The following is a 23,375-nucleotide window of genomic DNA, read 5'->3' on the forward strand; positions in this document are numbered from 1 at the left end:
GCTACTTCTCCGCCGGGCCGGCCACAGCGTGCCGGGAGCCAGCTTTGAGGGCGGTCCTGATGCTGACCTTCGAGGTGTAGGAAATGGACCCGTACTGGAAAAGCCGCACGGCCAACCGGAGCATCACGGCGGCCCCGACGTAGAGGATGGCGATCACCATTGCGGCTTCCAGGACGCCCAGCGATCCGAACGCGTTCCGCAACAGCGCCGTGACGGGCGCGGAGAACGGGAAGTAGGTGAACACCTGAACGATCGGGGAGTGCGGCTCGGAGATCACCAGGCTGACCGAATAGAAGGGGATAAAGATCAGGGCGATCATCACCCCCATGAAATTCCCGGCTTCCTTGGCCGTGGGCATCACGGCGCCGATGGCCACCAGGGTGGTGGTGAACAAGGCGAAGCCGCCCACGAGGATGAGGAATCCGACGGTCATGCGCAGGGGGTCGAAGACCAGCTGGGAAAATTCGAACGCCGGGATGCTCAGGGCATCACGGTAGAAGAGTCCGCCGATCAGGATGGGCGAGGCGAAGACGGCCACCTGCACCAGGCCCACCATGAACAGGGCCAGCACCTTCCCTGTGATCAGGGTGGTGGGCTTGAGCGTCGTGAGGATCATCTCGGTGACCCTGTTCTCCTTTTCCTCCAGCGTGGAGTTAAGCATCTGCCCGGCGAGGAGCACCACCAGCCCGTAGAACACCACCAGGAACGCCATCGGCGGAATCACGGAGTTCATGCCGCCGGCCACCTCGGACCCCTGGTAGGTCACCGTTTCCACCTGCGCCGACCCCGCCGCGAGCCCGGACAACTGGGGCGAACCGATTCTCACGGCCACGGCGCGGGCCAGCATGGCCTGGGCGACGGCGGCGTATTTGCCGTTCTCAAACAACCCCCGGTCCGCGCCGTAGACCTTCACCGCGGCGGACTCGGGATGGGCGGGGAACTCGAAGTAGGCCTCGACTGCACCGGACCGGACGTCCTGTATCCCGGCGTCGGACGAGGCTGCGGGAACGGCGCCGAATGCGGCCGCGTCAGCGGGAGTGATCAGGCCGGAGGCGTCCGTGTAGGAGATGCTGAACTGGGCGTTCTTCTGGGCCTCGGCGGCGGTACTGGTGCTGGTGTTGCTGAGGAAGATCATCCCGAACACCACGGCCATGATGACGGGCACGGACAGGGTGCCGATCCAGAAGCGAAGCTTCGTGACGGTGCGGACGAATTCGAAGCTGATGACAGTTCCAAGGTTGTGCTGGGCCATGGCTACGCACCCCGTGTTGCGGCCAGACGCCCGGGGGCGGGGGACGGGGACTCGTTGTGTTCCCCGTACACGCGGATGAAGATGTCCTCCATCGAGATCTTCGTGGTGGTGAAACTGCGGATGACCATGCCGGCGTCCATGAGTTCGCGCAGGATGGCCGCTTCGTCGGTGTCGTCCGTGATGGAGAGCTCCGCGTAGTTGGTTTCCTCCAGCGTCACCTCATAGTGCGGCGACGGCGGGATGGGCCCGGTGTGCCGGATGCGGACCACCCTCCCGCCGTATTTGTTCTGGACCTCATCGATGGTGCCATAGGCCTCGGACGTGCCGTCCTTGAGCAGGATGATGCGGTCGCACAGCCGCTCCACTTCCTCCATCTGGTGGGTCACCATCACCACCGTGGCACCGTCGTTCTTCTGCTCCGCGATGATGTCCATCAGGAGGCGCCTGTTCACGGGGTCGAACCCCTTGGTGGGTTCGTCCAGGATGAGGAGTTCCGGACGGTTCATGATGGTGACGCCGAGCTGGACCTTCTGCTGCTCGCCGCTGGAGAGCTTGTCCACCTGGGTGGCGGCCTTCCCGGACAGGTCCACGCGGTCCAGGTAGGCCAGTGACCATTGCCGCGCAGAGTGCCGGTCCATTCCCTTGAGCCGGCCGAAGTAGGTCATGACGTCCATGACCTTTTCCTTCTTGTAGAGCCCGCGCTCCTCCGGAAGGTAGCCCAGCCGGCTGCCGTGCTCGGGCTTGAAGGGCCGCCCGTTGATGTGGAGGACGCCGGCCGTGGGCTCGTACAGGCCCAGGAGCGCGCGGATGGTGGTGGTCTTGCCCGAGCCGTTGCTGCCCAGGAAGCCGAAGGTCTCGCCGGCCCGCACGTCGAAGGACAGGTCGCGGACCACGGTGGTGTCCGCGAAGTCCATCCGGAAACCGCTGATGTGCACCACTGGCTCGTCCATGGCTCTCGCCGCCTGTACCGATCATTGCCCGCCGGTGTCGGTTCCCCCGGGGCAGGCTGCCATGTGACCAGAGTGGTTCCCGATGCTCGGAAAAGGAAGGGGCGAAGGTCCCGGCCGTGACGCTGCCATTACTCGTCGGTGATGGTGCCCCCGGCGTCCACGGTCTTCCGCCGGAGCGTCAGACGCTGCGGCGGCGGAACCGGAACACGAGTTCGATGGCGGCACACCCGCCTAGCGCCGCCAGCAGGGCGGCATTGAGAAGCGGGCGTGGCGGCCAGGCCAAGCTGAAAAAGTCTGCGGCGGCCGGAACGATGAGGAGCAGGAGCAGGCCGGCATACATTGCGATGACGATCAGGAGCCGCCAGCGGTTCAGGGGCCGGGAGAGCACCACAAGCACCCAGAGCGCCACGAGGGCGAGCACCATGACCGACCCTGTCCGCACGGAGTCCTCCCCGTACCCGCCGGTAATCGCCGCGTAGGCATTCAGTGCCAGGACCGCGGCGGTGATGATGAGCCCTGCCGGGACGGCAAAAGCCAGGGAGCGTTTGAGGAAGCCTGGCCTGTAGAGCCGGGCATTGGGCATGAGGGCGAGGAAGAAGGCGGGGATGCCAATGGTGAGCCCGTCGGTGGCGGAGAGCTGTCGTGGCAGGAACGGAAAGCCCCACAGCAGCCCGCCGAAGACCACCGAAAGGGCGACGGCGTACGCTGTCTTGGCGAGGAACAGCATGGAGACGCGCTCGATGTTGGCGATCACCCGCCTTCCCTCTGCCACGACGCCGGGGAGCCGGTCGAAGCGGCTGTCCAGCAGCACCAGCCGGGAGACGGCCTTGGTGGCGGCCGCGGCGGAGCCCATGGCAATCCCGATGTCCGCTTCTTTCAGTGCCAGGGCATCATTTACTCCGTCCCCGGTCATGGCCACCACGTGGCCGCGGCTGCGCAGGGCAGCGACCATGGCCTTCTTTTGGGCAGGTGTGACGCGGCCGAAGACCTTGTGGTTCTGCAGGACGTCCGCCATGAGCTCTGGATCTTCGGGCAGCTCGCGGGCATCGTAGCCGCTGGCGGAGTCCAGGCCCACGGCGCGGGCAACAGCCGCCACGGTCCGCGGATCGTCACCGGAAATGACGCGGAGGTCCACTCCCTGCTCCCGGAAGTAGGCGAGGGTGGTGGCGGCGTCGGGCCGTATTCTTTCGCGGAATGTCAGTAGCGCTGCCGGCACCAGAGCCGACGGCAAGGTTGCATCCTCAGTTTCCCCGGCGGCCATGGGACGCACGGCGTGGGCCAGGACCAGGGCGCGGAGACCGGACGATGCCAGCGCCGCTGCCGAGGCCAGGACGGGGACGTTTGCCGGGGTGGTGGCCTCGAGCACCAGTTCCGGTGCGCCCAGCACCCAGGAACCGGGCGCCGATCCCTCGGTGAAGCTGACCGCGCTCCATTTCCGCGACGACGCGAAGGGGACGGAAGATGCGGGGCGGAGGCCGCCGTCGTACTTGTAGACGGCGGCGAGGCAGCGGGCGGTGGCGTTTGCATTGGGGTCGGCCCCCAGCCATCCCAGGGCCTCCTCCCACCCCAGCGCCGGAGTGGTGCCGACGCCGTGCGCGCCGTCGAAAATGATCTTTCCTTCAGTGAGCGTGCCGGTCTTGTCCAGGCAAAGCATGTCCACCCGGGCCAGCCCTTCCACAGCGGCGAGTTCCTGGATGAGGACCTTGTCCCGGGCGAGCCGCAGCCCGCCCAGGGCGAAAGCCACGCTGGCCATGAGCACCAGGCCCAGCGGAACCATGGCGATCACACTTGCCACGGCGCCGACCGCCGCGGTCTTCCAGGTGCCCGTGGCCAGCGCCTGGTCCCAGCCTCCCTGGGCCTGCATCTCGCCGTTGACAACGATGGCCATGACGGGGATGAGGCCCCACGTGATCCAGCGCAGGACCCTGTTCAAGCCGGTGCGGATTTCCGAATGGACCAGGGAAAAACGCTTGGCCGCCACTGTGAGCTTGCCGGCGAAGGAGTCGTCCCCTACCCGGATGACCTGGGCCCGGCCCTGTCCGCCCACAACGGTGGACCCGGCCAGCACCTCGGATCCCGGTGCCTTGTCTACGGGGTTCGATTCGCCGGAGAGCAGGGATTCGTCGATTTCCAGCCCGCGGGCGTCGTAGACCGCGGCGTCCGCGGGTACCTGGTCGCCTGCGAAGAGCAGGATGACGTCATCCAGGACCACCTCCCCCGTGGGAATGTCTTGAATGGCACCGTCCCGCAGAACCCGTGCGTGCGGGGAGTTCAACACCGCAAGACGGTCCAGTGATCTCTTGGCCCGGTGTTCCTGGACCACCCCGATGACGGCGTTGCCGACGGCGGCGAAGCCAAAGAGGGCATCCTGCCACTGCCCCAGCGCCAGGAGCAGCACGAAGCTGCCGGCCACAATGGCATTGAAGAGGGTCAGGACGTTGGCGCGGAGGATGTCCCACAGGCTGCGGCTGGATGCGTCGGAGACCAGGTTGGTCAACCCGCCCCGGACACGTTCGGAGACGTCTTCACTGGACAGGCCGTTACCGCGCCAGCTTTCCCTGCCAAGCCAGTGCGTGCGTTGCCGCGTCACCATGTGTTGCCCCCCTTGGGCATGCGCCGTTCCTGGTCCTTAGTGTGGCACGTCAGCCTCCCCGTTGGCCCTGGGGGCGGCCCGCTGAGGTGGCCCGCAAATGCGCGGGAACGGTACCATCATGACCATGCCCGGAGTTCTCGACATTGCAGGTCCCATCCTGGAAGTGCTGACCTGGATTTGCCTGCCCGCCGGCCTGATCCTCCTGGTGGCCGTGGAAACGATGAGGCGGTTCGAGGATCAGTGGGCCAAGTCCGAGGGCGTCGTATATTCCGATGAGAGCGGCGTGGGTTTCCGCTGGTATGACCACCATCACCAGGTTCACAATGCGCCCATGTCCCCGCATGACATCAGGCACATGGCCCCGGGGGACGCCGTCACCATCCACTACGCGGTGAAGACGCCCACCCGCTGGCGGACCAGTGCGCCGGAAGTGCGCGGCGAGGCAGCCGGGGTCCTGGGCTGGATCCTCAGCGGCATCGGGGCGGCCGCCCTGGTTATCGGCTTCCTGCTGCCGATGTTCTAGCGCGCTTTCTAAGGAGCGGACAACGCGGCCCGGACCGAAGGCCAGGACTTCAGGACTTCCAGCACGCCCGGATCGCGCTCGGCAAGGATAGCCTCGCGGTAGGACTCCTCCAGTAGGGCATCCACGGCCACCCGGGTACCGGTTGAAGCGCTGTGCACTGCAGCCTCCACCATCGCCAGGCTCATGATGTTCCGGTGGACCTGCCCCATGGGTGTGCTGCCGGTCCGGAGCGCTGCTACGAAGTCCCGCAGCGAGCCGGCAATTTCCTGCCCGGGATCGGGGCTTCCAGCCGGGGAGCCGGCTGCCGCCCCGGTGGACTCGATCGTGGGCTCGTTGTCGCCGTCCCACAGCACGGTGCCGTTCCCGCCGCTGATCCGCCACGAAGCGTTCCAGGACGTCTCTTGTCCGGGGCTGCACCAGCTGCCGGTGAATACGAAGCGCTCGCCGCCCGTCATCTCGAAGATGGCACTGGCCCCGGCGTCACCGCGGTACCAGCTCCAGGCCGGGTTGTACTCCTCGCAGAACACTGAAACCGGGTCGGCATCGAGCAGGAACCGGGCCATATCGAACTGGTGGATGGCCATGTCCAACAGGAGCGGGTGGTCCATGGCGTCACGGAAGCCGCCGAAGTGCGGGGCCTTGAAAAACTCTGCCGACACGATCCCGACGGAGCCCAGGGAGGAGGAAAGCCGCTTCGCCTCGAACAGGTGCCGGTTGTAGCGCCGGGACTGGCTGACCATAAACAGCTGTCCGGAGAGTTCCGCGGCGGCGGCAAGGGACAGGCCCTGCACCACCGTGGAGGCCACAGGCTTTTCGCCCAAGACTGGCAGTCCGGCGGCCAGCGCCTCGGTGGTCACCGGATGGTGCGCGGCAGGGACGGTGACGTTGATGACCGCCCGGGCGCCGACGTCGGACGCCAGTGCGGCGGTCCCGGTGCCGATCGGAAGGTCCGGGCGTCCGGCCGCCGCGGCTGCCGCGCGGGCGGCATCAAGGTCAAGGTCCACGATGCCGGCCAGTTCCACCAGCGGCGAGTCTTCCACGGTCCGAAGCCAGGCGCGGCCCATGCCGCCGGCGCCGACGACGACGACGCGCAGCGGAGTTCCGTCGTCGGGGATGGTGGCGAAGGGGGTGCTCACGCGGTGGCCCCCTGGTAGCTCTTGCCGTTGAAGAAATCGTTCGTGTCGTAGCGCAGCAGTTCGGGGTAGGCACGCTCTGGCCGGTCGGTGACCGCCCACTCAACGGCATTGGCGATGACGCGGCGCACGTCCTTGTGGTGGTAGACGGGGTAGTCCTGGTCGCCGGGGCTGAAGAAGAAGATCTTGCCATGGCCGCGGCGGAAGGTGCAGCCGGAGCGGAAGACCTCGCCGCCGCTGAAGGAGCTGATGAACACGAGTTCCTCGGGGGTGGGGATGTCGAAGAATTCGCCGTACATTTCCTGCCGGTCGATCACGATGGGGTGCGGCACGCCTTTGGCGATGGGGTGGGTGGGGTCCACGGTCCAGACCAGTTCGCGGTCCTGTTCGGAGCGCCAGCGCAGTGTGCAGGAGGCGCCCATGAGTTTGGTGAAGATCTTCGACCAGTGCCCGGAGTGCAGCACGATCAGGCCCATGCCGGCGAGGACATGGCGGTGCACGCGCTCCACGATTTCGTCGTCGACGTCGCCGTGGGACATGTGCCCCCACCAGGTCAGGACGTCGGTGTTGGCCAGGACTTCCTCGGTGAGGCCGTGCTCGGGTTCGTCCAGTGTGGCAGTGCGGACGCTTACCTTGGCGCCGAGGTTTTCTTCGATGCCGGACTTGACGGCGCCGTGCATTCCGTCGGGGTAGAGCAGTGCGACGTTCTCGTCGCGCTTTTCGTGCCGGTTCTCGCTCCAGACGGTGACGCGGATGGTTTCAGACATGATTCTCCTTGAAGTTGTGGGTGTGGTTGCACCGGTGCGTTACTTGCCGGCGCTGTTACTTAACGGCTCCGCCGGTTGTGCCCGCCGCGATGTATTTCTGGGCTGCCACCAGAAGGATGATGGCCGGGATGGAGGCGAGCACCGCCGTCGCCATCACCGAACTCCAGTCGTTCACGTAGGCGCCGATGTACTGGAAGATGCCCAGCGTCACCGGCCGGACGGCCTCGGTGGTGGTCAGGGTCAGGGCGAACAGGAAGTCGCTCCAGGCGAACAGGAACGTGAACAGCCCGGCGGTGATGAGCGAGTTCCTGCTCAGCGGCAGCACGATGGACCAGAAGGCACGGATGTGGCCGGCGCCGTCCACCCGGGCGGCCTCGATCACCGACGCCGGCATGCCGTTCATGAAGGCTCGGATGATCAGGATGGCGAACGGGATGCCGTGCGCGGAGTCCGCCAGGATCAGGCCCGGGATGGAGTTGAGCAGGCCCAGGTCGTTGTAGGCGGTGTACAGGGCGTTGGCCACCACGATGCCGGGGATCATCTGGCTGATCAGGATCGCGAACAGCACAATGCTGGCGCCGCGGACCTTGAAGTAGGCCAGGGCGTACGCAGCCGGAGCGGCGATGGCCAGGCTCAGCGCCACGCTGCCGAGCGAAATGACCAGGCTGGTGCCCAGGTTGCCGCCCTGCTCGCTGATGGCGGTGGCGTAACCGGTGAAGTCCGGTTTCAGCGGCAGCCAGGATGTTTCCAGGGTGGTGCCGTTCGGCTGCAGGGAGGCGTTCACCATCCAGTAGACCGGGAACAGCATGATGGCCAGGAAAAGGATGGCCAGCGCCGTGGAACCCCAGTTCTTTCGATCCGGAGCCGGCCCGGTACCGCGTCCCGAACCGCGCCCGGTACCGTTGCCCGAACCGCGGGCGGGTCCGCGGCGGGAGGTGATGGTCGTCGTCATGGTTTCCTCACTCATCTACGGCTCGCCGGCTGGCACGCAGGTACAGGACCGCGAACACCAGCGAAATGATCACCAGGATGTTGCCCAGCGCTGCGCCCTCGCCGAACTTGAACTCCTGGAAGGAGAGCGCGTAGGACTGCGTTGCGATGGTCTGGGTCGAGTTTGCGGGGCCGCCGTTGGTCAGGCCCAGGATGATGTCCAGGACCTTGAGCGTGTACACGACGCCGAGCACCAGGACCACGCTCACCACCGGCCGGAGCATGGGCCAGGTGATGTGCCGGAACGCTTTCCAGCCCGTGGCGCCGTCCAGGGAGCCCGCCTCATACAGCTCGTCGGGGATCTCCTGCAGGCCGCCGTAAAGGATGGTCAGGTTGAACGGAATGCCGATCCAGATGTTGACCCCGACGACAGCGATCAGCGCAAGCGACGTGCTGGTCAGCCACGGCACCCCGGTGTCCACAATGCCGAAGTCGCCCAGGAACCGGTTCAGCGCACCGCTATCCTTGTCCAGGATCCAGCGCCACACGGCGCTGGAGACAATCAGCGGCAACAGCCAAGGGAGCAGGAGCAGGCTCCGGAGGATCCCGTTGAGCGGGAATTTCCGCTGGAAGAAGATGGCCAGTGCCAGCCCGATCACGAACTGGCCCAGGATGGACCCCACCGTGAACAGCGCGGTGTTGAGCAGGGAAGTGGAGAACAACGACGACGACAGGACCGTCACGTAGTTGGCCAGCCCCACCCACGGGGCCTCGCCGGTGAAGAACGTGGCGGTGGTGTAGTCCTGGAAGCTCATGACGACGTTCTTGACTACGGGGTAGCCGAAGAACAATGCCATGTAGACGACGGCGGGGACCAGGAACAGCCACTGGAAGAGGCGCTCCCGCCGCTGCCGGCTGCGGCGCCGCGGCGAGGGAACAGCGTCCCCCGCGCCGTCCCCGGAGCCGGCCCGGCCCGGGCCTGGCTTGGCCCCGGCCTTTCCCGGTCCAGGCTTCCCGTTCGGGGGAGTGGATTGCGGCAAATCTGTTGTCAGTGACATGCCCGCCTACTGTCCCTGCGCTTGCTTCAGGGCGTCCGACGGGGAAGCCTTGCCGGTGAGAGCGGTCTGGATGGCGGTGTAGATCTTGGTGGCCTGGGCGGGCCATTCCTCGCCGAGCTGGCCGGTGCGGGCGCGGGCCGTCTTCACCAGTTCGGTGAAGGTGGCAAGTTTGGGGTTCTCGTCGGCGAATTTGGCGGCAAGGGTGGTCTTGGACGGAATGGTGTTCCGGACCTTGGCCATGGCCAGCTGGTTTTCGTCGCTGTTCAGGCAGGCGACCACCTCTGCGGCTTTGGCCTGGCGGGCCTTGTTTCCTGTCTGTGGAACGGTCCAGACTTCGCCGCCGAGCGGGGCAACAGCGGTCTGGCCGGCTTCCCGGACCGGGATCTTCACCACGCCGTACTGCAGTGAGGCCTGCTTATCGAGTGAGGGGATCTGCCACGGACCGTTGACCATCATGGCGGCCTTGCCGGCCAGGAACTGGTCCTTGACGTCAGCCTGTGTCCAGTTAAGGGCCGAGGAGGATACCGAACCGTCCTTCACCAGGTCCGTCCAGAGCTGCAGGGCCTGTGCCGTTTCCTCGGTGTCGATGTTCTTCTCGTTGCCGCCGTTGGACCACATGACGGGGAGGAACTGCCACGTGCCTTCGTACGTGGGGTTGGCGTTGAACGCCAGGCCGTACTGGTCGCCGGAGGTCAGCTTCGTGGCCGCGGCTTTGAGTTCGTCCCACGTGCTGGGCGGGGTGACGCCGGACTTGGCCAGGATGTCCTTGTTGTAGAACAGGGCGATGGTGTTCACAGTCGGTGCCAGCCCATAGACCTTGTCCTTGTAGGTGCCGGCGCTGAGGACGCCGGGGGCGAAGTCGGCCGTGCTGATGTTGAAATCAGCCAGGGGAGCCAGGGCACCCGTGGCCGCAATCTGCTGCAGGTCCGGGTTATCCAGCATCAGGACGTCGGGCAGCGTCTTGGAGGAGGACTGCTGGAGGACCTTGGAGATCAGGGATTTGCCGGGCACCGTCTCGCGCTTGATGGTGACACCGGCCTTGGTGCCGCAAGCGGTGAGGGCATCGCCGATGAAGCTCTTGTCCGGCTCGTTGTTGTAGTAGTCCATCACCGAGATCTCCGAAACGGACTCCGTCGAGGAGGACGACGCGGCGGTGCCGCAGCCTGAGAGCAGGATGGGCAGGCCCACGAGGGCGGTCACGGCCACGGCCAGGGGACGGCTGTTCCTGAGTGCTGACTTCATTGTCTGTTCCTTGTGTTGTTGGGTTTGCGAATTGTCCGAAAAGCGAATCATCGATGCGTATCGACGATGGTGAAATAAAAAGGTGTTGGCAGGGAAAGGTCGTGCTAGGCGCCGTGGGGTGGACGGAGCGTGCTGGAACGGTGCGTGATGACCGTGGGTACCAACTCCAGGGATTCGTGTGGTCCCTGGGAATCGGCTTCGAGGAGCTGGCAGATGATTTTTACTGCTCGGCGGGAAACTTCCGCCGGGCGCAGGTCGATGGTGGAGAGCGGGATGGGCTGGAGGTCGGCAAGGGTGGGGGTGGCGCTGCCGATGACGGAGACGTTCACTCCCGGAGTGAGGCCTCGGGAAGCCAGCGCGCGGCGGAGGATGTCCTGGATGGTGCGGTCGGGGGCAATGAACGCCGGTACGCCCTCGGTTGCGGCCAGGGCCTTGTCCACGGAATCAGCAATCGTCGCCTGGTCCGGGCCGCCGGGCAGGTGCTGCACAGACACTCCCAAAGCGCTGGCGGCCGCGTCGGCACCGCCCATGAACCGGTCCACGTAGTTCACGTGGCGGTTCACCACGGCTGGCTGCCAGTCGATGATCGAGATGACGGAATGCCCCGCGGCGGCGAGGTCCCGGACGCAGTGTTCGCCGGCCATTTCGAAGTCCGCGTCGATGCAGACGAGTCCGGACGGATCGCGGGGGATGCCGATCAGCAGCACCGGGACGTTCAGGGTCCGGGCCACCGGGAGCCGTTCGTCCTCGTCCTCCACCTGCATGAGGATCAGGCCGTCGCAGATCTGCTGGCCCACCACGCGGCGGAGCCCGGCGGCGCCTTCGTCCTCCGTAACCAGAAGGATGTCGTGGTCGTACTGCCGGGCAGTGGAGGCAATCACGGAAACGAATTCCATGATCGAGGCCATCTCGAGTTCAGGAATGAAGGGGATGACCAGGCCGATGACGCGCGTCTTGCGGCTGGCGAGTGCCCGCGCCCCGGCGTTGGGCTGGTAGGTCAGCTGTTCAATTGCAGCCTCGACCTTCTTACGGGTTTTTTCCGAGATGGGCCGCTTGCCGCTCAGGACGTAGGAGACGGTGCTTTGGGCAACGCCGGCCGCCTCCGCGACGTCTTTGCTGGTTGGCATGGCTTTCCCGCCTCTCCTGTGCGATGTGGCCCCGAACTCCCGGCCGTCTGGGCTGCGGGCCATTCAGGGCCGCCGTCGATACGCATCGTCGATGCGTATCGAGGAAAAGTATGGCATGCATCACAGCCGTGTGCAATGGCTACTTTTGGCGTAAGGGGCCGGCTACAGCTCGAAGTGGGTCCTGGCCGGGCCCTGGCCGAGGGAATCGACAATCGCCGCGGCCACGCCGTGCAGTTTGACGTTGCGCGTACTTGAGGCCGCCTTCAGGAGCTCGAAGGCCTCCTCCTGGCTGCACCGGTTCTGGGCCATGATGATGCCGATGGCGACGTCGATCGCGGTGCGGGACTCCAGGGTTGCCTTCAGGTTGGCCGCCGTCTCACTGTAGTGGGCGAACCGCACCGCCAGCCGGAGGGCCAGGGACGTCTGGCTGACGAAGTCCTCGGCGAGTTCCAGGACCTTGCCTTCGAACCGGCCGGGCCGGTGGGAGTAGAGGTTCAGGGCCGCGCGGGTGTCGCCGTCGAGCCGGAATGGCACGGCGAGGATGGACCGGACGCCGTGCCCCAGCACTGTGTCGGAGTACTTGGGCCAGCGTTCATGTGCCCGGAGGTCCTTGATGTGCACGGTCACCTGGTCGCGGGACGCGGTCATGCACGGGCCGTCGCCAAAGTCGTACTGGATTTCGTCCATCGCCTGGGCTTCCGGGCTGCTGCTGGCCACTGTGGCGGCCTTCCGGTGCCGGAGCAGCGTAATCCCGCAGAGGACGGCGTCCCCCGGTTCGGAAAGGCTGCGCGCGGATACCCGGGCGAGTTCGTGAAGGAATTGCTCCACGTCCGAGCTGTTCAACACCATTTCGTGCAGATGCTGGCTGATGGACGTTGCGGTGTGTGCGGTCGACTCGCTGGCCACGATGTTCTTGCTGCCGTTTCGTTCAGGTCAAAACGACCCGGCGGCGCAGGTGCCGGCCGCGTCGGTCACAACGCAGATGGCAGGCAGAGGGCCGGATCGTAGAACTATCCAACGGCTCTCTGCTAAACCGTACCGGGAAATTATATACAGCTGTTGCCGGGCCGCGGACGCATGTGACAACGCGGCCGCGCCTGCCCCGCGCGGAGTGGCCGGAGGCTGCCAACGCCCCGGAATCCGGGCCGAAAGTCCCTCGCAGCGAGCCGCCACCTGCCGGATAGTTGGAGAAGAGCGGCCGCCGACGTCCCATCCCGCATGCCGGGGCGCAAACCCCTGGATTGCCCGGACCGGCACGGCGGCCTTTAGCCACGAGGCGAACGGCTGGCCATGAGCATTTTCGAGGACAGGGTTGAGGCGGGACGGCGGCTGGGGCAGCGCCTCGGATACCTTCGCGGGCAGGACATCGTGATCCTTGGGCTGCCCCGGGGCGGTGTTCCGGTGGCGTTCGAGGTGGCGACGGCGCTGGACGCGCCCCTGGACGTGATCGTGGTGCGGAAGCTGGGAGTGCCGTTCCAGCCCGAGCTGGCCATGGGAGCCATCGGTGAAGGCGGCGCGCGGGTGCTGGACAAGCACATCATCTCCCATGTGCGCGTGACCGAAGCCGAGCTTGCTGCCGTGGAGGAACGGGAGCGCGCCCTGCTCGAGTCGCGGGTGGCCCGGTTCAGGAAAGGGCGGACCCGCACCGACCTGGCGGGCCGCACCGCCGTGATTGTCGACGACGGAATCGCCACCGGGTCCACGGCCCGGGTTGCCTGCCGCATCGCCCGCCAGCTCGGCGCCGCCAAGGTGATTCTGGCGGTGCCGGTGGCCCCGGCTGACACCCTCGCGGACCTCACGGAACCGGATGAAATCGTCTGCCTGGCCACGCCCCGCCAGTTCACCGCCGTCGGCTATCACTACCGTGACTTTTCGCCCACCGGCGACGACGAAGTGGTGCTGTTGCTCGATGCGGCAGCAAAGCGTCTGCACAGTGCCCAGACCGTTGCCAACGGCACGGCCGTGGATGAGGACGTCCAGATCGACGCGGGAGAGGCGCAGCTCCAAGGGCACCTGTTCCTGCCGGCGGCGGGGGCCGCCGTCGTGGTGTTCGCGCACGGAAGCGGCAGCAGCAGGCACAGCCCCCGCAACCGTTTCGTGGCGTCCTTCCTCCAGCGCGCAGGCCTGGGAACCCTGCTGCTGGACCTGCTCACACCGGCCGAGGAACTCAACCGCGCCAACGTGTTCGACATCGGGCTGCTTGCCGGCCGGCTAACTGCCGCGACGGCATGGCTGGCCGGGCGGCCGGACACGGCCAGGAGCCGCATCGGGTACTTCGGTGCCAGCACGGGAGCCGGTGCTGCTTTGTGGGCTGCGGCGGAACCCGGCGCCCGGATTGATGCCGTGGTCTCGCGGGGCGGCCGTCCGGACCTTGCCGGCCAGCGGTTGTCCGCCGTCCGAGCCCCCACGCTCCTGATTGTGGGCGGGGCGGACCGTGAGGTGCTGGAACTCAACCGCTGGGCCCAGGCGCTGCTGCGCTGCCCCAGCCAGCTGTCCGTGGTTCCGGGGGCAACGCACCTTTTCGAGGAGCCCGGAACGTTGTCTGAGGCTGCGGCGCTGGCCAGGGACTGGTTCCTCCGCCACCTTCAGCCAGGCGACGATCAGGCCGGCGGCGTTCAGGCAGGCGGCGACGAGGCCGGGGACTGATCCGGGAGGGTGCCCAATATTTCCTGATAAAGGGAAACATGATCGGCCACCATCCGGCCCACGCTGAAGCGCAGCTCAGCGGCCCGGCGGCAGGCGGCCCGGTCCAGTCCGGGGGCCAGCGCCAGGGCCTCGGCCAGCTGATCGATGCCGGTCCGCAGGTACCCGGTGACGCCGTCGTCCACTATTTCCGGTGCCGCCCCGGAACCCGTGCCCACCACGGGGGTGCCGGCTGCCAGTGCTTCGATCATCACCAGCCCGAAGGGTTCGGGCCACTGGATCGGGTTGAGGAACGCCACGGCGCCGCCCATCAGCTGGTACTTTTCCGCCGCTGTGATTTCTCCGAGGAACTCGACTTCCGGGCCGAGGAGCGGGGCCACCTGGCTGTCGAAATACTCCTGTTCTTCCGGACCCTGGATGCGGGCGGACATCAGAAGCCTGACGCCCGCCTGCCGCGCAATCAGGATGGCTTCCCGCGGCCCCTTGTCCGGGCTCATCCGCCCCAGGAATGCCGCGTAGCCGCCGGCGCCGTCTCCCACCGGCACGGCATCAACGTCGATGCCGTGGTGGATCACCCGGGCGATCGGCACGCCGGCGGCATCCGCGGCCTGGCGATGCGAAATAGCCACCATCGCCACCTCCGGTCCCATCAGCCGGTAGAGGTCGCCCAGCTGCGAGCTGAACGGCCCGTGGTTGGTGGTGACCACCGGCAGCGTGGCCGGGCGGTAGCGGAAGAAGGGGCCGGCCACCGTGTGGTCGTGGACCAGGTCCACGTCCGCCAGGGCGGCATAGGCAAGGGCCACGTGGTAGAGCTCGGCACCCGCGGACCAGGTGGCGGCCGAGCCGGCGCTGGGCGGAGGCATGTCCGGCACCAGGGGGACCGGGCAGGTGCTTCCTGCCGGGGCGGCCAGCAGCACGTCGTGACCCGCAGCAACGAGGCCGCGGGCCAGCCCGTCCACCACCACTTCGGTGCCGCCGTAGCGGGGCGGGGGCACGTGCAGCCAGGGCGGAGCGATCAGTCCGATTCGCACGTTGGGTCATCTCCTCGTATCCCGGGGACGCCGCGTTAATCCGCCCGTTCAGACTGCCAGCCGCGGCAAGTGTTTCCCAGTGCCTTTAGTCCCGTTACGCTGTCCCTTGAGCCACTGTGTCCGTCTTGGTACTGTGTTGATATCAGTCTGGGGTTGATGCATTAGGAACTCGGTGAAGCAGTCCGCCGTTTGTGTCTCGCTGCCTTGGGGAGTCGCATGAGCCCGGACCTTCCGGTATTCGAGCAACGTTTATCACACGAGCCTGCCCGTGGCCGCCTGAGCGGCGATCCCGCTCCAAAAGTGCCAGCCCTCGAAATTTCAAACCCTGTCCGCCGTGAACCTTGCGTATGGTGGCCCTATGTGGCGTGAACCCATCCGGAGGCGCACGGAGGACCTGTTGCGCGACTTCGTGGCCCGCGCAGATGAACTCGTGCGTGCCCAGGACCAGATGCAGGGCCTGCTGGGCGCCGTGGTTTCGCTCACCGAAGACCTCAGCCTTGAAGCTGTCCTGGACCGGGTAGTGCAGTCCGCCTGCGAGCTGGTGGGGGCGCGCTATGGCGCGCTTGGCGTGATCGACGGCGACCATGAGCTGGGACACTTCATTACTGTGGGAATCGACGACGACGGCGTCCGGCTGATCGGCGACCTCCCCACCGGCCGCGGCGTGCTGGGACACTTGATCCGCCGGCCCGAGGCACTGCGGCTCGACGACCTCGGCGGGCACGAAATGGCCAGCGGGTTCCCGCCGAACCACCCCGACATGAAGACATTCCTGGGGGTTCCCGTCAGGGTCCGCGGTTCCGTCTTCGGAAACCTCTACCTGACCGAGAAGCTCGACGGCGGACCGTTCACCGAAGAGGACCAGGAACTCGCTTCGGCGCTGGCGTCTGCCGCCGGCGTCGCCATCGAGAATGCCCGGCTGTACGATGACACGCGCCGGCGGCAGCGCTGGCTTGAGGCCGGGCTGGAAGTCAGCGATCAGCTGAGTTCGGCCTTGTTCCCCGACGAAACCGACAACCTTGACCTGGTTGCCGAACGCGCACTGACCGTCTCGGACTCCATCCTGGCCGTGATTGCCTACCCCGATGCCGAAGGCATCCAGCGCTGCCAAACCATGGTGGGCGTCCAGTCCCTGTCGGCCCGCCAGGAGCTGCCGCCGTCGGACGTCATCGCCGACGTCCTGGAAACTGGAAGCTCCGCCCTGGTCAGGGACCCCAACGAGGTCTTCGGACCCGGCGCCGACGAGAAACTTGGTCCGCTGCTGGTGGCAACGCTCGGACGGCAGAGCAGCGAACGCGGCCTGCTGATCCTGGCGCGCCCCGCCGGCGGACCGCCGTACATCCAGTCCGACCTGCAGTCCAGCGCCGTTTTCGGGTCCCGGGTAGGGCTGGCACTCGGACTGGTCCGGGCCCGGCTGCGGCGGGAAGAGCAGCTGCTCTCCAAGGACCGGGACAGGATCGCACGGGACCTGCACGACCTGGTGATCCAGCGGCTCTTCGGAGCAGGGCTGAGCATGCAGAGCCTGCGCCGGTACGTGCCGGACCCTGTGGCCCAGGAGCGGATCTCTGCAGTGACGGCCGAACTGGACGGCACCATCCACGAGCTCAGGGACACCATCTACTCGATGCGGACCGGCCATGGCCCGAAGGAACCACTCACCGGCCTCATCATGCGGACCATCCACGAGGGGATCCGTAACTCGGACTTTTCACCCAAGGTCCAGCTGACGGGACCGGTGGACGAAGCAGTGCCCGACGCCGTCGTGGAGCAGCTGCTGGCGGTGCTGTCCGAGGGGCTGAGCAACGCGGTGCGGCACTCAGGTGCTGATGAAATCGACATTTCGCTCACCGCCCAGCCGGAGGGCGTGGAACTCAGGATTACGGACAACGGCTGCGGGTTTGAAAACCCGACCCGCATCAGCGGCATCGACAACATGAAGCACCGGGCCATGGCCCTGGGCGGCGAGTGCTCCATCGAAAGCAGCCCCGGCCACGGTACCCAACTGACGTGGACCGCCCCTTCCGTGTGTCCCCGGCAGCCCTGACCCCCGGCAGCCCCGACCCCGGCGCCCGGTGGGCGAACGGTGTCAGCCGCGCAACTCGAAGCCCAGTTTCGTGAGGATTCCCGCCACCTGGAGTGTCACCGTGGCCCGGGCAAAGCGCGTTTCCTCGCTGATCTCGCGGTTGGTCATGCCCTGGCTCATGAGGGTGAGGACCCTGAGTTCCTGTGAGCTCAACCGGCTGTGACGGCGGCTCACCTGCGTTTTGTAGAGGCCTTCCATGACTTTGCGTTCGACGCCGGGCTCCAGCAGCGATTCGCCCGTGGCTACCCGGCGGATGCCCTCCAGGAGTGCGGTCCCGGGCAGCTGCCGGAGCACATAGCCGGCCGCTCCGGCCAGCACCGCGCTGCTGAGCGCGTGGTCGTCGTCGTAACTGCTCAGGAGCAGGCACCGGAGTCCGGGGTTGTCGGAGAGGATTTCCCGGCACACTTCAATGCCGGTGCCGTCCGGGAGATGAGCTCCGATCACCACCAGGTCCGGGCTCAGGGCCGGGATGCGGAGGCTTGCCTCGGAGGCCGACCCGCTCTCGCCGACCACGTCGAAGTGCGCCTCTTCGAGCAGCTCGCGGAGCCCCGTCCGGACCAGCGCGTGGCTGTCCAGGATGTATACGCGCGTCCCCCCAACAACGTCGTTCCCGATTGCTGGGTCAGTGGCCACCGTGAGCATCACCCAGTCCTTGCTTCATCGGATCGGTTATAGCCCCGCCCGTGTGCCCGCGGCCGCTGCGGCGGTTGTGGAAGGCGTAATAGAGCAGGTAGGCGCCGGCCAGCAGCGGCACCACTGCTGTCAGGTACTCCAGGGTGCGGAAGGTGACGGTGGCTTGAATGGCAAAGGCAAGCCCCAGGGTGGCCAGCACGGCGGCCGGGATCAGGGGCCATTTCATCCGCTCCGGGGTGAGCGACACCGTGGCGAAGGTTGCGGCGAGCCCCAGGAACAGCACGGCGGCCACCGGCGTTCCGTCCAGCCCCGGCGGCAATGCCACCATCAAGGCGAGCGTGAGCATGACCCCGCACGGAATCAGGGCCCACCAGTTGGCTGGCTCCCGGAAGTACACCGCCGCGAAGCCGGCGGAGAGGAACAAGAAGAACAATGCGCCCGGCCAGTCGCCCGCTGAACCGGGCCACAGCTGAGTGGTGGTGACCACCGCGGCCAGCCCCAGGAGGGCAAACCCCGGGATGGCCGCCCACCAGTTGGCGCGGTTCCTGGAAAACACCGCCAGGAAAACGGCGCCGGAGGTGCCGAAGATCAGCGGCCACACCAGAAGGGCGGTGTCCAGGACACGCAGGGCGTCCAGCAGCAGCAGGACGCCGGAAAGCAGGAGGACTGCGCCTGCGATGATGCTCGCCGTTGCTGCTTTCATGACGACGCTCCCGGGACTTGGCACGCGGTGATTGCCGCGCTTATGCATTCAGGTTAGGGCTTGCACGAGAACCGGGATTAGGGCACAAAGTCACTGAACGCCCCGGAGTCTCGCGGTGGAGGCGCCCGTCTTCACCCGGACGTCGGACCCGGTTCCGGTTCGGCCACTTTGGTGTCCTGGCCCACCACCAGGACGGGGCAGTGCGCATGCGCGGCGCAGGCTCCGCTGACGGATCCCATGACCTGCGACAGGAAGCCGCCCTCCCCGCGCCGGCCCACCACCAGCAGCCGGGCATGGCGGCTTTCATCCACCAGTGTCTTTGCCGGCGGCCCGAACTTCACCGTGCGGGACAGCTGGGCCGGCGGAGATGCCCCGAAGGCCCTCCCGATGGCCTGGTCCACCAGGCGCTTCGCTGTTTCCTCGAGTTCCTCCATGCTGGGCACGCGCCCGGGCGGCATGTGGGAAGCGAGGTAGAAATCGGAGGTTCCGAGGCAGGTGATGATCTCCAGCGGGGCGTTGAGGCTGCCGGCCATGCGTCCGGCGAGCTGCAGCGCAGCTGTGGAGAATTCGGAGCCGTCCACGCCCACCACAATGCGTTCTTCAGTGTTCATGGGTTCCAGCGTGCGCCTGCCCGGGACCCCCTGCCTAGGGTCCAAAGTCACCGCGATCCGCCCATGACTTTTGGCTCTATTGACTTAACCGCTACATGAACGATCCTTAATATCAATCCGGTTCGGAGGTCAAAGATGCCGCTTTCTGAACATGAAAGGGACGTCCTCAGGCAGATGGAGCAGTCGCTTCACGAGGATGATCCGCAATTCGCCGCGCGCATGGAAGGCCAGTCCTGGTCATTGATGCGGCGGGTGGTCCTCGGTGCCCTGTGCGTGGTCTGCGGGTTCCTTGCGGTGATTGCGGGCGCTGTGGTGCAGCTTGTGTACGTGGGCGTCGCCGGTTTTGCCATGATGGTTGCCGGCGGCTATTACGCATCCCTTGGTTTCAGTGCGAGCCGGCTTCCGTTCGGGCGCCCGAGCATGGGCCTGCCGGGCCAGTCGCAACACATCTGACGCTCCTTCACCGATGACATCACGCAGCCCGGTGCCCGCAGCCGCCCCGGATTCCGGCGGATCCCTGCCCGGACGCCGGCTTCTGCGCTGGGCCTGGATCGCCGTTGCCGCCATTCCTGCCGCGTTCGTGGCGGGCATGATCATTGGTGAAGGGCTGCTCACCCTGCAGGGCTACGACGGCGGGGATTCGCTACCGCCGGGCGTCATTGTGAGCGCGGCGGGACCCGCCCTGTTGCTGATCCTGGCCCCGGAGCTGGCTGCGGCCGTCCTCGGGTTCAGGGCGCGTGGCCGCGGCGAGGCGTCAGGGATCATCCCGGCAGTCATTGGCATCGCTGCGGCCGCCTTCACCATCATCACCAACACCCTTCCCCTGTTGCTCCGGCTCGGCTGAAGCCCCCGGCGGGCGGGGGACGTTCTTTCCTAGGACTCAGAGGGCCAGCCAGAAGGGCTGCATCCGAGCGGCCGCGCCCCTAGGGTGGAATGACGACGGCGGCAGGCAGCTACGGACGACCGGCCGCCGACAACTACCCAGAGGAGTTCCTGATGAGAGTTGCTGTGACTGGCGGAAGCGGAAAGCTGGGCAGGAGCGTGGTGCGCCGGCTAACCGAGGACGGCCATGACGTCCTGAACCTGGACCGCACGGGGACCAGGGGCCGCGGCTTCACCGAGGTGGACCTGCGCAACTACGGGCAGGTTTTGGACGTCATCCTGGGCCTCGACGACCGCCACGGGGGCTTTGACGCGATCGTGCACCTCGGAGCCATCCCCGCGCCGGGCCATGCGCCGGATGCGGCCACCTTCGAGAACAATATGCTCGCCACCTACAACGTCTTCCAGGCGGCCCGGCGGGCCGGAATCAAGAAGGTGGTGTACGCCTCCAGCGAGACGGTGCTGGGACTGCCGTTCGACGTCGACCCTCCCTATATCCCGGTGGACGAGGAATATCCGGCCCGCCCGGAAAGCACCTACTCCCTGGTGAAGCACCTGGAGGAGCAGATGGCCATCCAGCTGACCCGCTGGGATCCAAACCTGAGCATCACGGGCCTGCGGTTCTCCAACGTGATGGACCCCGAGGACTACGAGGACTTCCCTTCCTTTGACGCCGATGCCACGTTGCGGAAGTGGAACCTCTGGGGCTACATCGACGGCCGCGACGGTGCGCAGGCGGTGGCCCGCGCACTGGAGAACGGCAAGCCCGGATTCGAAGCGTTCATCATCGCCAACGAGGACACGGTCATGAGCCGATCCAGTGCCAGCCTCGCCGCCGAAGTCTTCCCCGGCGTCAAGGTGGTCAAGGAACTCGGCGAACACGAAACGATGCTGTCCATCGACAAAGCCAAGCGCCTGCTGGGATTCGCTCCCGAGCACACCTGGCGCAGCTACCACTCGAACCGCACCACGCCCACCGAGGACTGAGGAGAACCATGCAGTACCGCACATTAGGCAACAGCGGCGCCGTCGTTTCCAACTACGCGCTGGGAACCATGACCTTCGGCGCTGAAGCCACCGAGGAGACGTCCTTCGCCATCCTGGACGACTACTTCGCCGCAGGCGGCAACTTCATCGATACCGCTGACGTCTACAGCCAAGGGGTGTCCGAACAGATCATCGGCCGCTGGCTTGCCGCCCGCCCCGAGGTCAGGGACCGCGCTGTCCTGGCAACCAAGGGACGCTTCCCCATGGGTCAGGCCCCCAACGACCTCGGAACCTCCCGACGCCATCTCACCCGCGCCCTCGACGACTCGCTGCGCCGCCTCGGCGTCGAACAGATCGACCTGTACCAGATGCACGCGTGGGACCCCATTACGCCGCTGGAGGAGACGCTGCGCTTCCTGCATGACTCCGTCAGCAGCGGAAAGATCGCGTACTACGGCTTCTCCAACTTCCTGGGCTGGCAGCTGACCAAGGCTGTGCACGTCGCCGAGGCGCAAGGCTGGAGCGCGCCGGTGACGCTGCAGCCGCAGTACAGCCTGCTGGTCCGGGAGATTGAGTCGGAGATTGTTCCGGCGTCGCTGGACGCGGGGATCGGCCTGCTCCCGTGGTCCCCGCTTGGCGGCGGCTGGCTCTCCGGGAAGTACAAGCGCGACGAGGCACCGGCGGGGGCCACCCGGCTGGGCGAGAATCCCAAACGCGGCATGGAAGCCTGGCAGGCGCGCAATGACGATCCGCGGACGTGGGAGGTCATCGGAACCGTGGAGAAGATCGCTGCGGACCACGGAGTGAGTCCCTCGCAGGTGGCGCTGGCATGGCTGGCGGACCGCCCCGCGGTGACGTCCGTGATCCTCGGGGCCCGCACCACGGAGCAGCTGGCGGACAACCTCGCCGCTGCGGAGCTTGAACTGACGGAGGAAGAGACCCGGCGGCTGACGGAGGCCAGCCAGCCCCGGGTTGGCGTGTACCCGTACGGTCCGATGGCACAGGAGCAGCGCAGCCGGAAGATCGAAGGCGGCCGCTAGCCGGCGACGGCGGGGCCCCGCCGCTTCGGGGCCCCGCGGGGGGATAGGATCTGTTTACTATTCGCTGGGGGAAGACGGTTAACGTGGCAGGATCGCGGCAGCGGAACGTGGCTATTTTCCTGGACATGGAGAATCTCTTCGGCGGGTACGGGAACGACGTCACATCCGTGCCGCTGGCCACGGTGGTCCGCGCCATTGAAAAGGTCGTGGGGGACACGGGCCTTGGCGGGCGAACGGCGCTGGCGCGGGCATATGCCAACTGGGGACGCCCGGACATGGCCGGGTACCGGAGCCAGCTGCTGGCCCACAACATCAAGCCCGTCCAGATTTTCTCGTTTGACCAGCCCAGCAAGAACGCCGCGGACATCGAGCTGGTGGTCGACGCCCTCGAAGTGGCCGCGGACATGCCATGGATTGAGCTTTTTGTGATCGTCAGCGGCGACGGTGACTTCGTCCCGCTCCTGCGCCGCCTGCATGCGCTGGGAAAGCGGTCACTGGTTGCGACCACCTCCCAGCCGAACGCCGGCGTCGTCAACAAGGTCCTGCAGTCGGTGGCCGACCATTTCCATGTCATCGACATCCCGGCGCCCGCCGTCGTGGTGCCGGTGCCGGCAGTGAAGAAGCCACCGGCGCCCGCCAAGCCGGCGAAAAAGAAAACTTCGCCGCACACCGAACTTGAGCTCTACAAAGCCAGTGTCCACGCTTTCCTCAAGGACGATCCCACCCTCTGGGTGAAGGGCCTGGTCAACGCTCCCCGCCTCGGCCAGCTTCTGCGGGACCGCTGGCCCAACGTCACCTACAAGACCTTCGGCTACAAGACGCTGACGGCATTTGCCGAGCAGGGGTGCGGACTCAAAGTGACCACCGCGCCCGTTGCCAAGGCGGCAACCGCCGGCAAAGCCCTCAGCTGACGGGAACAACCTGGTAGCCGTCGAACTTGGACACCAGTTGCCGGCCGTGATTGCCGTCGAACCGCAGCCACATGACGGCAGAATCATCGGTGGCGTCCTCCACCTCGCCGGTGCGCACCATCCGGCCGTCGATCCGCAGTTCAACACGGCTGCCAATCAGCTGCTGCCAGTCGTCGGCTGTCTCGGGCTCGGGGAGGGAGGCAGTCATTCCAGGTCCTTCTCTGTGATCGCTAACAGTGATGGAATGCTATCCGCGCCGGCACTGTGAAGCAAATC

At 66.5% G+C, this 23,375-nt stretch carries 23 protein-coding genes; 8 read left to right on the forward strand and 15 right to left on the reverse strand.

The annotated features are described in order from the left end of the window. Position 1: 1 nt before the first annotated feature. From AC6JAC_RS04270 to AC6JAC_RS04280, 3 genes are all read right to left on the reverse strand, one after another. Positions 2-1,252, reverse strand: a complete 1,251-nt coding sequence (locus AC6JAC_RS04270) for an ABC transporter permease (RefSeq protein ID WP_051628891.1) — start codon at positions 1,250-1,252, stop codon at positions 2-4. A gap of 2 nt (positions 1,253-1,254) precedes the next feature. Further along, a complete protein-coding gene (locus AC6JAC_RS04275; RefSeq protein WP_028271198.1) occupies positions 1,255-2,202 on the reverse strand; it encodes an ABC transporter ATP-binding protein in 948 nt (315 codons plus the stop codon). Positions 2,203-2,380: 178 nt separating this feature from the next. Continuing rightward, on the reverse strand, positions 2,381-4,795 hold the full coding sequence (locus AC6JAC_RS04280) for an HAD-IC family P-type ATPase (RefSeq protein ID WP_028271197.1): 2,415 nt from the start codon (positions 4,793-4,795) through the stop codon (positions 2,381-2,383). A gap of 97 nt (positions 4,796-4,892) precedes the next feature. Here AC6JAC_RS04280 and AC6JAC_RS04285 point away from each other — a divergent pair, with 97 nt between their 5' ends. Then, positions 4,893-5,318, forward strand: a complete 426-nt coding sequence (locus tag AC6JAC_RS04285; RefSeq protein ID WP_081818889.1) for a hypothetical protein — start codon at positions 4,893-4,895, stop codon at positions 5,316-5,318. A gap of 8 nt (positions 5,319-5,326) precedes the next feature. On the opposite strand, the gene AC6JAC_RS04290 is transcribed toward AC6JAC_RS04285, so the two are convergent. The 7 genes from AC6JAC_RS04290 to AC6JAC_RS04320 all read right to left on the reverse strand — a co-directional run bounded on the left by AC6JAC_RS04290 (position 5,327) and on the right by AC6JAC_RS04320 (position 12,481). Beyond that, positions 5,327-6,454 carry a Gfo/Idh/MocA family protein gene (locus tag AC6JAC_RS04290; RefSeq protein WP_028271195.1) on the reverse strand — a complete coding sequence of 376 codons (1,128 nt, stop codon included), beginning with the start codon at positions 6,452-6,454 and terminating at the stop codon, positions 5,327-5,329. Continuing rightward, positions 6,451-7,218 carry a ThuA domain-containing protein gene (locus AC6JAC_RS04295; RefSeq protein ID WP_497963553.1) on the reverse strand — a complete coding sequence of 256 codons (768 nt, stop codon included), beginning with the start codon at positions 7,216-7,218 and terminating at the stop codon, positions 6,451-6,453. The genes AC6JAC_RS04290 and AC6JAC_RS04295 overlap by 4 nt, the downstream gene beginning before the upstream one ends. 55 nt (positions 7,219-7,273) lie before the next feature. After that, entirely contained in the window at positions 7,274-8,170 is an 897-nt protein-coding gene (locus AC6JAC_RS04300; RefSeq protein WP_028271193.1) for a carbohydrate ABC transporter permease, read from the reverse strand. Between the two features lie 7 nt (positions 8,171-8,177). Further along, a complete protein-coding gene (locus AC6JAC_RS04305) occupies positions 8,178-9,206 on the reverse strand; it encodes a carbohydrate ABC transporter permease (RefSeq protein ID WP_028271192.1) in 1,029 nt (342 codons plus the stop codon). 6 nt (positions 9,207-9,212) lie between these two features. After that, positions 9,213-10,448, reverse strand: a complete 1,236-nt coding sequence (locus tag AC6JAC_RS04310) for a sugar ABC transporter substrate-binding protein (protein WP_497963555.1) — start codon at positions 10,446-10,448, stop codon at positions 9,213-9,215. 104 nt (positions 10,449-10,552) lie between these two features. Next, positions 10,553-11,575 carry a LacI family DNA-binding transcriptional regulator gene (locus AC6JAC_RS04315; protein WP_347897153.1) on the reverse strand — a complete coding sequence of 341 codons (1,023 nt, stop codon included), beginning with the start codon at positions 11,573-11,575 and terminating at the stop codon, positions 10,553-10,555. 162 nt (positions 11,576-11,737) lie between these two features. After that, entirely contained in the window at positions 11,738-12,481 is a 744-nt protein-coding gene (locus AC6JAC_RS04320) for a GAF and ANTAR domain-containing protein (RefSeq protein ID WP_028271189.1), read from the reverse strand. Positions 12,482-12,865: 384 nt separating this feature from the next. Between AC6JAC_RS04320 and AC6JAC_RS04325 the strand changes: the two genes are divergently transcribed. Beyond that, positions 12,866-14,221, forward strand: a complete 1,356-nt coding sequence (locus AC6JAC_RS04325) for a phosphoribosyltransferase family protein (protein ID WP_028271188.1) — start codon at positions 12,866-12,868, stop codon at positions 14,219-14,221. On the opposite strand, the gene AC6JAC_RS04330 is transcribed toward AC6JAC_RS04325, so the two are convergent. After that, positions 14,191-15,249, reverse strand: a complete 1,059-nt coding sequence (locus AC6JAC_RS04330) for a glycosyltransferase family 4 protein (RefSeq protein ID WP_497963558.1) — start codon at positions 15,247-15,249, stop codon at positions 14,191-14,193. The two genes, AC6JAC_RS04325 and AC6JAC_RS04330, sit on opposite strands and share 31 nt — an antisense overlap. A 358-nt stretch (positions 15,250-15,607) precedes the next feature. Here AC6JAC_RS04330 and AC6JAC_RS04335 point away from each other — a divergent pair, with 358 nt between their 5' ends. Next, positions 15,608-17,293: a GAF domain-containing sensor histidine kinase gene (locus AC6JAC_RS04335; protein WP_028271186.1), complete on the forward strand. Its 1,686-nt coding sequence runs from the start codon at positions 15,608-15,610 to the stop codon at positions 17,291-17,293. A 42-nt stretch (positions 17,294-17,335) separates the two neighbouring features. Here AC6JAC_RS04335 and AC6JAC_RS04340 read toward each other — a convergent pair whose 3' ends face one another. From AC6JAC_RS04340 to AC6JAC_RS04350, 3 genes are all read right to left on the reverse strand, one after another. Then, a complete protein-coding gene (locus AC6JAC_RS04340) occupies positions 17,336-17,974 on the reverse strand; it encodes a response regulator transcription factor (RefSeq protein WP_028271185.1) in 639 nt (212 codons plus the stop codon). Then, on the reverse strand, positions 17,955-18,668 hold the full coding sequence (locus AC6JAC_RS04345) for a hypothetical protein (protein WP_028271184.1): 714 nt from the start codon (positions 18,666-18,668) through the stop codon (positions 17,955-17,957). The genes AC6JAC_RS04340 and AC6JAC_RS04345 overlap by 20 nt, the downstream gene beginning before the upstream one ends. Before the next feature lie 131 nt (positions 18,669-18,799). After that, a complete protein-coding gene (locus AC6JAC_RS04350) occupies positions 18,800-19,279 on the reverse strand; it encodes a universal stress protein (RefSeq protein ID WP_028271183.1) in 480 nt (159 codons plus the stop codon). A gap of 135 nt (positions 19,280-19,414) precedes the next feature. Between AC6JAC_RS04350 and AC6JAC_RS04355 the strand changes: the two genes are divergently transcribed. The 5 genes from AC6JAC_RS04355 to AC6JAC_RS04375 all read left to right on the forward strand — a co-directional run bounded on the left by AC6JAC_RS04355 (position 19,415) and on the right by AC6JAC_RS04375 (position 23,099). Continuing rightward, positions 19,415-19,732 (forward strand): DUF3040 domain-containing protein, encoded by a 318-nt coding sequence (locus tag AC6JAC_RS04355; protein WP_497963562.1) that lies wholly within the window; start codon positions 19,415-19,417, stop codon positions 19,730-19,732. A 13-nt stretch (positions 19,733-19,745) separates the two neighbouring features. Beyond that, positions 19,746-20,123, forward strand: a complete 378-nt coding sequence (locus AC6JAC_RS04360; protein ID WP_347897167.1) for a hypothetical protein — start codon at positions 19,746-19,748, stop codon at positions 20,121-20,123. A gap of 152 nt (positions 20,124-20,275) precedes the next feature. Continuing rightward, positions 20,276-21,148, forward strand: a complete 873-nt coding sequence (locus tag AC6JAC_RS04365; protein ID WP_028271181.1) for an NAD-dependent epimerase/dehydratase family protein — start codon at positions 20,276-20,278, stop codon at positions 21,146-21,148. 8 nt (positions 21,149-21,156) lie between these two features. Continuing rightward, positions 21,157-22,188, forward strand: a complete 1,032-nt coding sequence (locus AC6JAC_RS04370) for an aldo/keto reductase (RefSeq protein ID WP_497963564.1) — start codon at positions 21,157-21,159, stop codon at positions 22,186-22,188. A gap of 83 nt (positions 22,189-22,271) precedes the next feature. Then, a complete protein-coding gene (locus AC6JAC_RS04375) occupies positions 22,272-23,099 on the forward strand; it encodes an NYN domain-containing protein (protein WP_497963566.1) in 828 nt (275 codons plus the stop codon). On the opposite strand, the gene AC6JAC_RS04380 is transcribed toward AC6JAC_RS04375, so the two are convergent. Further along, positions 23,092-23,307 (reverse strand): hypothetical protein, encoded by a 216-nt coding sequence (locus tag AC6JAC_RS04380; RefSeq protein WP_028271179.1) that lies wholly within the window; start codon positions 23,305-23,307, stop codon positions 23,092-23,094. The two genes, AC6JAC_RS04375 and AC6JAC_RS04380, sit on opposite strands and share 8 nt — an antisense overlap. Positions 23,308-23,375: the final 68 nt, after the last annotated feature.

The sequence above is a fragment of the Arthrobacter sp. KUASC02 genome (assembly GCF_059739395.1).